This is a genomic window from Grimontia kaedaensis, from assembly GCF_023746615.1.
Lineage (GTDB): Bacteria > Pseudomonadota > Gammaproteobacteria > Enterobacterales > Vibrionaceae > Enterovibrio > Enterovibrio kaedaensis.
The window spans coordinates 2015223-2031311 of sequence record NZ_CP082275.1 but is presented as its reverse complement, the minus strand read 5'-3'; the positions used below and the strand labels follow the sequence as shown (position 1 = coordinate 2031311).

6 protein-coding genes are annotated in these 16089 nt (G+C 52.4%); 2 read left to right on the top strand and 4 right to left on the bottom strand.

The window, feature by feature from the left end; all coding sequences use genetic code 11:
• Positions 1-17: 17 nt before the first annotated feature.
• The 3 genes from K6Q96_RS09360 to K6Q96_RS09350 all read right to left on the bottom strand — a co-directional run bounded on the left by K6Q96_RS09360 (position 18) and on the right by K6Q96_RS09350 (position 3232).
• Positions 18-419, bottom strand: coding sequence for a hypothetical protein (locus K6Q96_RS09360; protein WP_251875220.1), 402 nt, complete (start codon positions 417-419; stop codon positions 18-20).
• A 239-nt stretch (positions 420-658) separates the two neighbouring features.
• On the bottom strand, positions 659-1030 hold the full coding sequence (locus K6Q96_RS09355) for a DUF1002 domain-containing protein (protein ID WP_251875218.1): 372 nt from the start codon (positions 1028-1030) through the stop codon (positions 659-661).
• Between the two features lie 12 nt (positions 1031-1042).
• Complete coding sequence (locus K6Q96_RS09350; RefSeq protein WP_251875216.1) at positions 1043-3232, bottom strand: lipoxygenase family protein; 2190 nt, start codon at positions 3230-3232, stop codon at positions 1043-1045.
• Between the two features lie 360 nt (positions 3233-3592).
• Here K6Q96_RS09350 and K6Q96_RS09345 point away from each other — a divergent pair, with 360 nt between their 5' ends.
• Positions 3593-3928, top strand: coding sequence for a TraR/DksA family transcriptional regulator (locus tag K6Q96_RS09345; RefSeq protein WP_251875214.1), 336 nt, complete (start codon positions 3593-3595; stop codon positions 3926-3928).
• Here the strand turns inward: K6Q96_RS09345 and K6Q96_RS09340 are convergent, their stop codons facing one another.
• Positions 3929-4807: an urea carboxylase-associated family protein gene (locus tag K6Q96_RS09340; protein ID WP_251875212.1), complete on the bottom strand. Its 879-nt coding sequence runs from the start codon at positions 4805-4807 to the stop codon at positions 3929-3931. It lies immediately after the preceding gene.
• Positions 4808-5716: 909 nt separating this feature from the next.
• Between K6Q96_RS09340 and K6Q96_RS09335 the strand changes: the two genes are divergently transcribed.
• Complete coding sequence (locus tag K6Q96_RS09335) at positions 5717-15946, top strand: hypothetical protein (protein WP_251875210.1); 10230 nt, start codon at positions 5717-5719, stop codon at positions 15944-15946.
• The last annotated feature ends 143 nt before the right edge of the window (positions 15947-16089 follow it).

The window sequence follows — 16089 nt, the reverse complement described above, 5'->3', positions numbered from 1 at the left end:
CGTTTTCAGGAGAGAACCTAAACGTGGATGTACTGAATGAATAGATCCATGACTTGCATCTGCTGCTCAATGCCTTTTAACGAGTGATAGATATCTGTTTGTCCATCACAGTAAAAGACAACGTGTCTGGCAAAGGCGGAGATTTGTCCGTCTTTAACTTTTTTTGAGTGAACAAGATTGCGCTTAATCACGACAAACAGATCTTGTTCCTGCAGATTTAGCGACAACTTTTTCGCTATAGTACGGATTTCAGTTTCATCAACAGGCACACCTTGGCGGACAGAGGATTGTAATCCATATGTTTCTCTTGGATTTCCTCTATCATTGGCCTGTGTAATGACGGCACAGGTTCGGTTGATGATCATGTTTTTTCGCATTTCGTCAACGCGGCTTAAGTTGATATCGACGTGTTGTTCCACTGACATCTCCCCTTTTGGAGTAACCATTCGATGTTGTCGCACAGATAGCGCTTCGGTGAATATTTGGGGATCTTATAAAAGGGGAAGTCGTTAAGCTTGTCATAACGTGCCATACCACTATCCGAGCGAACCAGTGCTGAGATTTGTGTGAATCAGGAAGGGAATTCGACTGAATGAGGTGCTGGTTAAAAAGGCCGGGCTGTCGCTGCAACAACCCGACAAAACGTAACTGGCTTCAGTTAAGCATGTATATAGCGAATGAAATGTTCCATCAGGTGGAATTCATTCTGCAAGCCAGAAAAGACTTGCTTGAAGTCTGTACCCTCTGGGCTGGCAGCCACAATGCGCCTTGAGAAGTCGCCGATTTGCTCGTCCGTTACGTTCTTAGAGCGCATCAGATTTTTCTTGATCACGGCGAACACATCTTGCTCCTGTGTGGTGAGCGCGAGTTCTTCACCTGCGGCTTTTATCTCTTTATCGTCGACTTTTGGCCCTGTGAGTGCTTTTTGTGGCTGATTCCAAAGTTTTACTTGAGACAACGCCACACATGCGCCACCAGCAATGATCATTTTGCGCATTGAATCGCGGCGTGAAGGATCAAACTTATCCATGGGTATGCTCCTTTAGTTCCAAGGGCTGACAGTGATAGTGGAAGGCATTCTCAAATCATATGCCCAGCGACGGCGAGAATTCTTCTCGCGGATCTCGTCATCCAGCGACTGCAGTTGTTGCTGGAACATATCAAGCAATGGGTAGACATTTGGGTCGTGCTTGAACTGTCCTTTAGGGTATTTACCGAGTGAGCGGTGCCAGTCTTCCGGTAAATCGGTAAAGATGCGGGAAAACATAAACAAGCCAGCACCTACATTCATCGGCGGACAGATATTCAACCAATCGCGCTCGGTGTAGCCGAAGTGAGGGTCGATAGGGTGATCACGGTATACACCCAGCGCGCCGAGTTTCATGAAGGAAACCAAACTGCCGAATGCGTGATTCACAGACATCCAGTAAATAATCCGTGACACGATATCAATCAGTTCTTCCAGCGTATCAGCATGATCTGGGAAGCCTCTGACGTTGCCATAATGCGTTGTCTCGTAGAGGAAGCCCTGAAGCTCTGTATCGTCGATGACATCCTGATCTGAGTGGTAGTACAGGCGCAGGTAACCATCAACCCACTCATTGATGATCGGAGCCAGTCCGTTGTCATCATGCTGCGGGTATTCATCAAGCTGGGCAAGAATAGGGTCAGCCATTCGGTCTATCGGCGTGCTGTGTTCGAAGAAGTGGTAATGATTCTTTCTTCTTAGTGTCGAGTTAACAAAGGTTGTGCTGCTGAAGCCAGACAGTCGCTGAATAGCACCTGTGAGCAAGCCATTGTAAGGGTTGCCATAGGTGTATTCGTAACCTTCACCGTTTGGTAATCCACTGGTACCCACTTCTTCGAAGATGCCGATGTGGTTGTTGGTGACCAGTGCCATCAGGTGGGTATCCAGCAATGGGCGCAGTGGGTGATACTCGCTGATGTTACGGAAATACGCTACCGGAATAGGGCCAAGGTAAACGTGGGTGGAAAGGTGGTCGATAACGCCCGCCATTGAAGTCATGGTAGTGATACAGTTCTTGGCCATCTGCCACGCCCAGTAGTTGTCACCAGCTGTGATGATTTTTGAAGGTGGGTGCTTCTGGTCGCCATAGCCGAACATGCCTAGGAAGAACCAACCGATGTCATTCCAATAACCGCCAGGTTGTGGGGTTTGGGTTGGCTGAATGGCGATGGTTTTGAGTACGGTACCATTGACAGGAATGGCGAATAGGCAAATACCTGCATGCAGGCGCGCACCGAAGTTATCGAGATTGCGCTTGGCAACAGTTTCATCATGAAAGTCGGCGAAATCGAGAATGAAGAGGCGACCTTCTGCCATGGCTTGGTCGAGATTATCACTCTCGAATCCCTGAACACGTCTGAAGTGATCATTGGTGACAGGGAATTTGCTCATGTGCTGGGTGTAAGGCTTGAAGTAATTGAACACTGGTGTTGGGGCGGCAGTCACCAGCCAACCGATAAGATCATCAGAACGGAAGTCATTTTCGTAAGGCGCTTTTGGCCACTGCTTAATGCGTTCATTGTATTTAGGGTGATCGGTACAGAAGGTAGGGTAGAAATCCAACTCTTCGATCGTGTTACATTTTCTGTGCGGGAAGGTGAGCAGGATGGGATCCATGATCTCAAAGGTAATCCGGTCAGGTCTGCCATCTGCAAGCTCGCTGTAAATCACGGTTAGCAGGTTAATGAATTTCGCGGCGATGTCTGGTGAAAGTACGATGGTCCAAAAATGTTTTTCCAGATAAGCGACAGTCCCTTCAAAGAGACGCACACCAGTGAAGTCAGGGTCGGCGTCATCAACACCAAAGTTATATTCCGGCTCTTCCAAACCGCCTCTGTGTCTCCACTCGTTGGCATTAGCGACGTCTTCGCAGCGAACATTTCCGTGAACAACGGCACCAGGTAATTTCAGGTATTCAAACGTGTTTTCTTTCTTTGCTTTCACTAATGCGTAAGCGCGTTGAGCGGAGGTGTTGAAGTCATACTGTGGCAGGGATACAGGAGGATAAGGCGCAGATTCTAGTTCATTGCCACCCAAGCCACCGGGTGGGACGGCATTGAGAATATCTGCCAGAAGGCCAGTACCTTTATGACAGTGTCCGCCTGAGAAAAGCGAACGTGCTCTAACATCACTCGCAGCAGCCGTGGCATTGGGATCAGGAACGTTCAGTAATGACTGTAGTTCTTCGATTTTTTTATCGCTCATTGTTTACTCCTTTATTTCTTGCAGATGTGCTCTTTTTTGAACACGTCCAAACCCATACTGATTTAGAGAAAAGTGCGATAGTTCAGGGCAACATGTCGTCTGTATGAATCAAGGCTTGATGTTGCGCATTTGTTAAAGGAACAATGAGACTCTATCAGTGACAAAGGGAAAATCTGTTATCCCAACACGTAGAAGAGTTGTCTTTAAAAACACAAAGGGAGAGCGATTGGACAATTCTCCGGTCAGTCCATATGAGATTGTTTACGACGGTCGACATGACCCAGCAGTTTGTTTGGAGCCTTTGTTTTCTGTTAGTGTGGTTAAAATTTAAACGTTTGAATTCTGCTTCAAGGAAGTGGTATGACAGAACATCAAGCAAGACTAGAAAACCTGAGAACCTATATTCTGGAGGAGCTGGATTTGTTGAAAGATCAAGCGGATCCTGTCGCTCTAGACCAGTCTTGCATCGGTCGGGTAGCGCGAATTGATGCGATTCAGCAAAACGAAATGGCCAAATCAAACTTTAGGTATTTTCAAAGCCAGTTACTGGAGGTCAATGCCGCACTGCAGCGTTTGGAAGACGAAGAGTACGGCTTTTGCGAAGAGTGTGGTGTGGATATCCCCGATGCCCGTTTAGCAATTAAACCGGAAGTCAGATACTGTGTTGGCTGTCAGGAAGGGCAAGAAGCGCGCTAGCTAACTAGGGCGATACTCGCTGGGCTGGAACGGTGCCCAATCCTTCAAACTTCCAGCAGGTGCTGTAAACACCTGTAAGGTCAGCGGGTGGCATTCTGCTTCGTCACTAGAGTGAGTCGTGCCGCAATCTCCACCTGGACAGGCCGACAATGCCCCAAGCAAATCCGTTTCTGCAAAGAACTCAATATAATCCCCCTTTATGGCAGGGCTCGTCTTCATAAAATACTGATGTGTATCTTTCGTAAAACCTGTGCACATGAACACATTCAGCACATCATGAACATGCTGTTCTGCTTCTCTCTGGCTAACACCGAGTTTGTCTGCAAGTGCTTTGGTAAGATTAGAATGGCAGCATTGATGGTAACTTTCGCTATGAAGAATGTGATGAGTGTAGGGATCGCATCGTGTGCCAATCACGTTGTGCACACCAGCACCGTCATCATCCCAGCCATACCATTGCAGTGAATCATCGGTGATTGTAGCTATTGGGCGCAGGTAAGGCATATTGCTCCAAAGTCTGTCACCTGTGGTTAAGTGAGTAGCATGTAGCTGTCGTGTTTTTCCACTGAAAAAGCGCTCACTCAAATTGTCTCGCTGCCATATATTCAAATCCCCAACCTGAGATCCGCGTAAACAGGATATGCGAGAGAAGCTGCCTGCGGGCACAGTAAAGCATCGTGCCTGTCGAGGCGGTATGTCAAACAGCAGCATCCTGACAGATACTGATCTGACTGATTTATAGAAAGTTTTGTCGAAAAAAGGAAGAGAATCAGTTTGGTAACATATAACGGGAGATGAGGCTCTCAACTGTGCAGCATTATCAGGAATTTTGATTGGATTAGTGTTAGCGCTGCATAGAGGTGACTTGGGATCATCCATTTTGTTACTCCTGACAAACAGTCAACATCAATCCGTAGGGAGCAGTATAGAACCATAAGGTAACAGCAGAGAAAGTTAATAAATGCGTAAGTTAATTTAATCCCATTATTTTGATTGGGGGAATAAGAGTTTCATATAATACATGCGATCGCCTTAATTTTGATAGCTTTTATTCTTAGTCTTTATCTCAAGGTTTCCTGCACTTTTTATATAACGCCTGTTTAATCAGCCCCGATTAATTGACTAGTTTATCTGTCAGCAATGGCTAGTTTTAAATGCTGGCCATGATTATATTTTGATGAATTTTCTGTTCGTCGAATCTTGTATTTATTTTTTTTATTTTTTCACTTATATAGAGATTACTAATTTAAAAACTAGTCCTAATGTAATTTAGATAGATACCTATTTAAATTTGTACATGAGCCCTTTGAAAGATCAATAAAATCATAAGGTGATGAAAATATATGCTAAAAACAGCAAGTAATTAGATGTATATAAAATGCATTAATGTGATATTGATCCGTATAACAACACGGAATCTAATGTTTTAAGTACCATAAAAGAACTAGTTAAGCATGAGTTTAGAGTTAGTAAAAATCTAATTGATAACATTATTAAAAAATGAAAAATCAAACAATTTGATAGAAAAATATCATCCCTATTCAAGTTTGCATATTCGCTGTTACTTATATATTCAATGTGTCTGGTGTGTTTTTTTATCTCCTTCTGGCCGCTATTTCTTTACTCAGAATCGCCTGATGGCAAAAGAGATGATTTTTAAGGGTTAAAAGGTTTTCGAACACAGAGGTCATATGAATCTGTTTGTCGAAGTGCATTAATTTATACCAAATTTTCACACACTTAGTTCTCCGATTCGGTGCTTACAATAATTTGCTGGGAGCAAATGACATGCGTGGATTCAAGCTCAGAACCAAATTAGCAATATTAATCTCGGTTCTGCTGGTAGTTGGCTGTGACTCAGGCGATAACGCCTTTGGCGCAAACACCCCTGATAGCGAAATTACTGATCCCGGCACAGAGACTGGCTCAACTGATGGTGGTTCGACAGACAGCGGCATAACCGATAGCGGCTCGACAGATGGAAAAACAGATGGCTCAGGGGATGATGGTTCAACCGATGGCGTAAACCCACCGAATGGCGGCCCTGGCGTTACTACAGACGGCTCAACCACAGGTATCACGGACGGTTCGACTACCGGCGGTACGGATGGCAGCACCACGGGCACCACCGATGGTTCAACCACCGGCGGTACCGACGGCTCAACGACAGGTACCACTGACGGTCCGACCACTGGCGGTACTGATGGCAGCACCACAGGTACCACTGACGGCACTACCACAGGTACGACGGATGGCTCGACCACGGGCGGTACTGACGGCAGCACCACAGGTACGACCGACGGTTCGACTACGGGCGGCACTGACGGCTCAACCACAGGTACCACGGATGGTTCGACTACGGGCGGAACTGATGGCAGCACCACAGGTACCACTGACGGTTCGACCACGGGCGGTACCGACGGCTCAACGACGGGTACGACGGACGGTTCGACTACCGGTGGTACGGATGGCACCACCACGGGTACGACCGACGGTTCAACTACGGGCGGTACTGACGGCAGCACCACAGGTACCACCGATGGTTCGACTACGGGCGGTACTGACGGCTCAACGACGGGTACTACAGACGGTTCAACAACCGGTGGCACCGACGGATCGACTACAGGTACCACCGATGGTTCGACTACAGGCGGTACTGACGGCAGCACTACAGGTACCACGGACGGTTCGACCACCGGCGGTACTGACGGCAGCACTACAGGTACGACCGACGGTTCGACCACCGGCGGTACGGATGGCAGCACCACAGGTACTACCGATGGCTCGACTACGGGCGGTACTGACGGCAGCACTACAGGTACGACCGACGGTTCAACCACCGGCGGCACGGATGGCACCACCACGGGTACGACCGACGGCAGCACCGACGGCTCGACTACAGGTACGACGGACGGTTCGACTACGGGCGGCACTGACGGCAGCACCACAGGTACGACAGACGGTTCAACAACTGGCGGTACTGACGGTAGCACCACAGGTACGACCGACGGATCGACCACTGGCGGTACTGATGGCAGCACCACAGGTACTACCGATGGCTCGACTACGGGCGGTACTGACGGCTCAACGACAGGTACCACCGACGGTTCAACTACGGGCGGTACCGACGGCTCAACGACAGGTACCACCGACGGTTCAACCACGGGCGGTACCGACGGCTCAACCACAGGTACCACTGACGGTTCGACCACCGGCGGTACGGATGGCACCACCACGGGTACCACTGATGGCTCGACTACGGGCGGTACTGACGGCTCAACCACAGGTACCACCGACGGTTCAACCACGGGCGGTACCGACGGCTCAACAACAGGTACCACTGACGGTTCGACCACCGGCGGTACGGATGGCACCACCACGGGTACCACTGATGGCTCGACTACGGGCGGTACTGACGGCTCAACCACAGGTACCACTGATGGTTCGACCACCGGTGGTACTGACGGTAGCACCACAGGTACGACTGACGGTTCGACTACCGGCGGTACTGACGGTAGCACCACAGGTACGACCGATGGTTCGACTACGGGCGGTACCGACGGGTCAACGACAGGTACGACAGACGGTTCGACCACCGGCGGCACTGACGGCTCAACGACGGGTACCACCGACGGTTCGACCACGGGCGGTACGGATGGCACCACCACGGGCACCACCGATGGTTCAACCACGGGCGGTACTGACGGCTCAACGACGGGTACCACCGACGGTTCGACCACCGGCGGCACTGACGGCTCAACGACGGGTACGACAGACGGTTCGACTACCGGCGGTACGGATGGCAGCACCACAGGTACCACTGACGGTTCGACCACCGGCGGTACTGACGGCAGCACTACAGGTACGACCGACGGTTCAACCACCGGCGGTACTGACGGCTCAACGACGGGTACGACGGACGGTACTACTACGGGCGGCACTGACGGCTCAACGACGGGTACGACCGACGGTTCGACTACGGGCGGTACTGACGGCAGCACTACAGGTACCACGGACGGTTCGACCACCGGCGGTACTGACGGCACTACCACGGGCACCACCGATGGTTCAACCACCGGCGGTACGGATGGCAGCACCACGGGTACGACCGACGGTTCGACCACGGGCGGTACTGACGGCTCAACGACAGGTACGACGGACGGTTCGACTACGGGCGGCACTGACGGCAGTACTACAGGTACCACCGATGGTTCGACTACGGGCGGTACGGATGGCACCACCACGGGCACCACCGATGGTTCAACCACGGGCGGTACGGATGGCACCACCACGGGCACCACCGATGGTTCAACCACCGGCGGTACGGACGGCTCAACGACAGGTACGACGGACGGTTCGACTACGGGCGGCACTGACGGCTCAACGACAGGTACCACTGACGGTTCAACGACTGGCGGTACTGATGGCAGCACCACAGGTACGACGGACGGTTCGACTACGGGCGGTACAGACGGCTCAACGACAGGCACGACAGACGGTTCAACAACTGGCGGTACTGACGGCTCGACCACTGGTACGACGGACGGTTCAACCACCGGCGGTACTGACGGTTCAACGACGGGTACGACCGACGGATCGACTACAGGTACGACGGACGGTTCGACTACCGGCGGTACTGATGGCAGCACCACAGGTACGACGGACGGTTCGACCACCGGCGGTACTGACGGCAGCACTACAGGTACGACCGACGGTTCAACCACCGGCGGCACAGACGGCTCAACGACGGGTACGACCGACGGTTCAACTACGGGCGGTACTGACGGCTCAACCACAGGTACCACCGATGGTTCAACGACTGGCGGTACTGACGGAACCACCACGGGTACTACAGACGGTTCGACTACGGGCGGCACTGACGGCTCAACAACGGGTACGACGGACGGTTCGACTACGGGCGGTACTGACGGCTCTACGACGGGTACCACCGATGGTTCGACCACCGGCGGTACTGACGGCACTACCACGGGTACGACCGACGGTTCAACCACCGGCGGTACTGACGGTTCAACGACAGGTACCACGGACGGTTCGACCACCGGCGGTACTGACGGCAGCACCACGGGCACCACCGATGGTTCAACCACCGGCGGCACCGACGGCAGCACCACAGGTACCACCGATGGTTCGACCACCGGCGGTACTGACGGCACCACCACAGGTACTACAGACGGTTCGACTACGGGCGGCACTGACGGTTCAACAACCGGTGGCACCGACGGCTCGACTACGGGCGGTACCGACGGGTCAACGACAGGTACGACGGACGGCAGCACCACAGGTACCACGGACGGTTCGACTACGGGCGGTACTGACGGCAGCACCACAGGTACCACCGATGGTTCGACCACGGGCGGTACTGACGGAACCACCACGGGTACTACAGACGGTTCGACTACGGGCGGCACTGACGGCTCAACGACGGGTACGACGGACGGTTCAACTACGGGCACCACTGATGGTTCAACCACCGGCGGCACCGACGGCTCGACTACAGGTACCACTGACGGTTCAACCACCGGCGGCACCGACGGCTCAACCACCGGCGGCACCGACGGCTCAACCACAGGTACGACGGACGGTTCGACTACCGGCGGTACGGATGGCAGCACTACGGGCACCACCGATGGTTCAACCACAGGTACCACCGATGGCTCGACTACAGGTACGACGGACGGTTCGACCACCGGCGGTACTGACGGCACCACCACAGGTACCACCGATGGCTCGACTACCGGCGGCACCGACGGATCGACCACAGGTACCACTGACGGTTCAACAACAGGTACTACAGACGGTTCAACCACGGGCACCACCGATGGTTCAACAACTGGTGGTACCGACGGCTCGACTACTGGTACGACGGACGGTTCGACTACGGGCGGCACCGACGGATCGACTACAGGCGGTACTGACGGCTCGACGACAGGTACGACGGACGGTTCGACCACTGGCGGCACTGATGGCAGCACCACAGGTACCACCGATGGCTCGACTACGGGTACTACCGACGGATCAACTACGGGCGGTACCGACGGCTCAACTACAGGTACTACTGACGGCAGCACCACAGGTACGACAGACGGTTCGACCACCGGTGGCACGGATGGCGCCACCACGGGTACGACCGACGGTTCGACTACGGGCAGTACCGACGGTTCAACGACGGGTACGACCGACGGTTCAACCACCGGCGGCACTGACGGCTCAACGACAGGTACCACTGACGGCAGCACCACAGGTACCACCGATGGTTCGACTACGGGCGGCACTGACGGCACCACTACAGGTACGACGGACGGCTCGACTACGGGTACCACGGACGGTTCGACCACCGGCGGTACTGACGGCACTACCACGGGCACGACAGACGGTTCGACCACCGGCGGTACTGATGGCAGCACCACAGGTACCACCGATGGCTCGACTACGGGCGGTACTGACGGCTCAACCACTGGTACGACAGACGGTTCAACGACTGGCGGTACTGATGGCAGCACCACAGGTACCACCGATGGTTCGACTACGGGCGGTACTGACGGCACCACTACAGGTACGACGGACGGTTCGACTACGGGCGGCACCGACGGCTCGACTACAGGTACCACGGACGGTTCGACCACCGGCGGTACTGACGGCACCACCTCAGGTACTACAGACGGTTCGACTACGGGCGGCACTGACGGTTCAACAACCGGCGGCACAGACGGCTCAACAACTGGTGGTACCGACGGCTCGACTACAGGTACCACGGACGGTTCGACCACCGGCGGTACGGATGGCACCACCACGGGTACGACCGACGGTTCTACCACCGGCGGTACGGATGGCACCACCACGGGCACCACCGATGGTTCAACAACTGGTGGTACCGACGGCTCGACTACTGGTACCACCGACGGTTCAACTACGGGCGGTACCGACGGCTCGACTACAGGTACCACTGACGGTTCAACCACCGGCGGCACTGACGGCTCAACGACGGGTACGACGGACGGTTCGACTACGGGCGGTACCGACGGCTCGACGACAGGTACGACGGACGGTTCGACCACCGGCGGCACAGACGGCTCAACGACAGGTACCACTGACGGCAGCACCACAGGTACCACCGATGGTTCGACTACGGGCGGTACTGACGGCACCACTACAGGTACGACGGACGGTTCGACCACCGGCGGTACGGATGGCACCACTACAGGTACGACCGACGGCTCGACCACGGGCGGCACTGACGGCAGCACCACAGGTACGACAGACGGTTCGACCACGGGCGGCACTGACGGCTCGACTACAGGTACGACCGACGGTTCAACCACCGGCGGCACAGACGGCTCGACTACGGGCGGTACCGACGGCTCAACCACAGGTACGACGGACGGTTCAACAACTGGCGGTACTGATGGCTCGACCACAGGTACCACTGACGGTTCGACCACCGGCGGTACTGATGGCAGCACCACAGGTACCACTGACGGTTCAACGACGGGTACGACAGACGGTTCAACCACCGGCGGTACGGATGGCACCACCACAGGTACCACCGATGGCTCGACCACGGGCGGCACTGACGGCTCAACGACGGGTACGACGGACGGTTCAACCACGGGCGGCACCGACGGCTCAACCACAGGTACGACGGACGGTTCAACAACTGGCGGTACTGATGGCACCACTACAGGTACGACCGACGGTTCAACAACAGGTACGACAGACGGTTCAACCACCGGCGGTACGGATGGCACCACCACGGGCACCACCGATGGTTCAACCACCGGCGGCACCGACGGCAGCACCACAGGTACCACCGATGGTTCGACCACGGGCGGCACTGACGGCAGCACCACAGGTACGACAGACGGTTCAACAACTGGCGGTACTGATGGCTCGACCACAGGTACGACAGACGGTTCAACGACTGGCGGCACCGACGGCACCACCACAGGTTCGACAGACGGTTCGACCACGGGTGGCACCGATGGCTCGACTACGGGCGGTACTGACGGCTCAACCACAGGTACGACGGACGGTTCGACTACCGGCGGTACGGATGGCAGCACTACAGGTACGACCGACGGTTCAACGACAGGTACGACAGACGGCGGCACCACAGACGGTGGTGGCACAACACCAAGTGTCCTGACTGGCTCAGTAAACGAGGGAGATCCTGGTGATCAAGTGAAAACCAGTGGAGAGTTGAATGAAGAGGATTCTCAACTATTCGCTAACCAAGATAGGTCAGGTACCTATGGCTCATTGGCACTTGTCGATGGTGTATGGACATACACACTAGACCAATCGAAGGTCCAGGCACTCTACAAAGATGAAATCGTCAAGGACGAGATAGATATCATCGCGAGCGATAACAGCAAATTAACTGTTGTGATAGAGATTACAGGTACCGACGATGAGCCCGTTATCTCTGGAGATGATAACGGCACCATAAACTTGTGGAGAGACTCAGGGTTTGAGGGTGATCTCTATGAGGTGAGAGGATGGAGGAGAGGTGATGACTATTCGATTATTGGTAGTGGCTTTAATGGCATTAATATCCTCACCGATGGAACAACCCTGCAGTTTATCGATAATGATTCAACGGTCAACCGCGGTGGCTTCGAATATTCTCCAGACTCTTACACATATGAGGGTGATGATACTCAGCGAGTTATCATTGATGGCAAAACCTATTCCTATATGGTCTGGAGCACAGGGAAGTACAGCTTCTCTGGTCGAGTTGTGACTGTTGCAAAAGTTTCTGTCGACTTGGACGGTAACGGAAGAACACCTTATCGTTGGAGTGAAAATAATGAATACGCGGCATTTATAGTGCCAGTGTCGGGTTCATTTGTTAAAGGTACTTCCGCAAGTGCATTATCTGGTTCGTCAGAAACCCCGACACTCACTTATACCGAGCTGGGCGCTACGATGACCTCCTTTGATGCCTCAGGCAGTATTGGCGTGACAGACGTTGACTCAGACAACTCCTCGGTAACGTTCGATGGCACAGGGCCTTATGAGGGTAACTTCGGTTCTTTGGTGATTGTCAACGGTACTTGGACATATACCGTGAATGATACAGCGGTGGCTGATTTCACTGAAGACACTGTTGTGCAGGATGTCATTGAAGTGACGGCGTCTGATGGTGTAACGACGACAGATATTGTTATTACTATCGGTGGGTCTCAAGATGCGATTGATGCATTCCTGGCAAGCAACTCGGTCATATCAGGAGATTTTTCAGGTCAAGTCACTGAGCGTGATCCCGGCGAATCATCGACCGTGACAGGGAAGATCTCAGTGTCAGATCCTGACTCTACAGATTCTCCTTCGTTGGTATACGAGAGTGTGGATGGTACTTATGGCACATTCTTACTCGAAGACGGTGCTTGGTATAACCTTAATGAGGATCGATGGACATATACCCTGAACAATAACAGCACTCTGGTTCAGGCTCTGGCTGAAGGCCAGAAGGTAGAAGATACATTCACTGTTAAAGCGACGGACGGAAAATCCCAACGGATTGTTATCACGATTGTTGGTTCTGATGACGCGCCGGTAGCGACAGGAGATACATCAGCTCAGATAAACTTGTTCCTCGATCAAGGCTTTGAGGGCGACCTCTATGAGGTGAGAGGATGGAGGCGAGGTGATGACTATTCGATTATCGGTAGTGGCTTTAATGGCATTAATATCCTCACCGATGGAACAACCCTGCAGTTTATCGATAATGATTCAACGGTCGACCGAGGTGGCTTCGTATCTTCCCAAGACTCTTACACATATGAGGGTGATGATACTCAGCGAGTTATCATTGATGGCAAAACCTATTCCTATATGGTCTGGAGCACAGGGAAGTACAGCTTCTCTGGTCGAGTTGTGACTGTTGCAAAAGTTTCTGTAGACTTGGACGGTAACGGAAGAACACCTTATCGTTGGAGTGAAAATAATGAATACGCGGCATTTATAGTGCCAGTGTCGGGTTCATTTGTTAAAGGTACTTCCGCAAGTGCATTATCTGGTTCGTCAGAAACCCCGACACTCACTTATACCGAGCTGGGCGCTACGATGACCTCCTTTGATGCCTCAGGCAATATTGGCGTGACAGACGTTGACTCAGACAACTCCACGGTAACGTTCGATGGCACAGGGCCTTATGAGGGCAACTTCGGTTCTTTGGTGATTGTCAACGGTACTTGGACATATACGGTGAATGATACAGCGGTGGCTGATTTCACTGAAGAGACTGTTGTACAGGATGTCATTGAAGTGACGGCGTCTGATGGTGTAACGACGACAGATATTGTTATTACTATCGGTGGGTCTCAGGCAGCTATTGACCAATACCTCAACCCACAACCCCCTGAGTCTTTTAACCTTCTGACTGTGGAATCAGGTTCGTCCGAGACGCTTACTTTCCCTGTTTCGCTTGCATGGGAAAAGTCTGAGCTGGCCACGGGATACACTGTTTGCCGTCAAAATGAAGACTTTGATAACGACTGCGAACCATTAGGTACAACGGATGGGGCGCTGGAGCTAACGGTTGGTATGACGGGGGCTCTTTCCGCGCTATCTTCAGAGTTCTTTATTATCTCAACAAACAGCGTAGGGTCTGCGTCGTCTAACTTGCTCTCTTTGTCTTCAACCGATGCAAATGATTTGATCGCCAGCATTAAAGCTTCAGATCCAAGTCAATCTGCAGAGTTTGGCTACTCGGTATCAATGTCACGCGATGGTACAGTGTTTGCTGCAGGCGCGCCTTATAAAAATACCGCACGAGGTGCTGCTTATATCTTCCGCTTTACAGATGGCTTATGGCAACAAGAGGAACTGCTTACATCGCCCAATATCGACGCAAATGATTTTTATGGCTGGGCAGTGGCATTATCTGAAGACGGCAATACATTGGTCGTCGGCGCTCCACAGGAAGACGGAAGTAATACGACTGCTTCCTCTTGCTGTTATAACAACGATTTGGGTAGTTCGGGAGCCGCCTATGTGTACCGTTTCGAGAATGATGCATGGGTATTTCAGCGTTACTTGAAAGCCGACAATGCTGGTTTTGATGATAGATTTGGCCGAAGTGTTGCGGTGTCATCGGATGGCAATAAGGTTCTCATCGGCGCGCCGGGAGAAGACTCAAGCACTACCGGAATCAACAGTATCTCAAACAACTCCTTAGGTCGCTGGGCTGGCGCCGCATATCTGTTCAGTTTTAACGGTAGTGCCTGGGCTCAGGAGCTATATATCAAAGCCTCTAACCCAGGAAGCTTAGATAAATTCGGGGAATCGGTTACGATGTCCGGAGATGGCAATACCCTTGCGGTCGGTGCGGTTGGAGAAAGTTCCAGTACAACCGGTATCAATACTACGCCAAACAATGCCTCGACAAACTCTGGTGCAGCCTATGTATTTGAAAACAGTGATGGAAGTTGGGCGCAACAGGCTTATGTGAAGGCTTCCAATACCGGTGGCGGTGATCAATTTGGTACTTCAGTGAGCCTTTCTGCTGATGGAAACACGTTGGCTGTTGGTGCTATGTACGAAGATTCCAGCACAACAGGGATTAACAGTACACCAAACAACTCACTCACCGATTCAGGCGCAGCCTATGTGTTCCAACGCAACGGTGACTCTTGGTCTCAACAGGCTTACGTTAAAGCATCGACTATTCACAGCACCATGTGGTTTGGTAATAGTGTTTCAATGTCACCGAATGGAACATCGCTCATTGTTGGTGCATGGCTAGAGAATTCCAGTAGCGCAGGTATTAATAGTACGCCAAATGTGTCTGCACGCGAGTCGGGCGCAGCGTACCTCTTCAATTTTGATGGTATTGAATGGTCGCAAGGCGCTTACTTGAAAGCACCAAGGTCTGTTGCGGGTGAACACTTCGGTTACTCTGTTGATGTGTCAGATAATAACAATGTCATTGTTGGCGCTCCTGATGAAGGCTCTTCTAGTACAGGATTTAGATCTGGAGAAGTCTATCTCTATTAGAAATTAAATTGGTCAAATTATAGAACAAGCGAGCCCTCTACTTTATCTTTCAATTCGTCCATGCTTGATTGATGAGGTATGAGGGCTCCTTTCATATTTATAGCGCTAAATTAATGTATTTCATTCTTGGTTTGAAATCTCTT

What these genes read in the sequence shown, in the direction of transcription:
- K6Q96_RS09355 (WP_251875218.1), bottom strand. Translation starts at nt 1,030, where the DNA reads ATGGATAAGTTTGATCCTTCACGCCGCGATTCAATGCGCAAAATGATC.
- K6Q96_RS09335 (WP_251875210.1), top strand. Translation starts at nt 5,717, where the DNA reads ATGCGTGGATTCAAGCTCAGAACCAAATTAGCAATATTAATCTCGGTT.
- K6Q96_RS09345 (WP_251875214.1), top strand. Translation starts at nt 3,593, where the DNA reads ATGACAGAACATCAAGCAAGACTAGAAAACCTGAGAACCTATATTCTG.
- K6Q96_RS09350 (WP_251875216.1), bottom strand. Translation starts at nt 3,232, where the DNA reads ATGAGCGATAAAAAAATCGAAGAACTACAGTCATTACTGAACGTTCCT.
- K6Q96_RS09340 (WP_251875212.1), bottom strand. Translation starts at nt 4,807, where the DNA reads ATGGATGATCCCAAGTCACCTCTATGCAGCGCTAACACTAATCCAATC.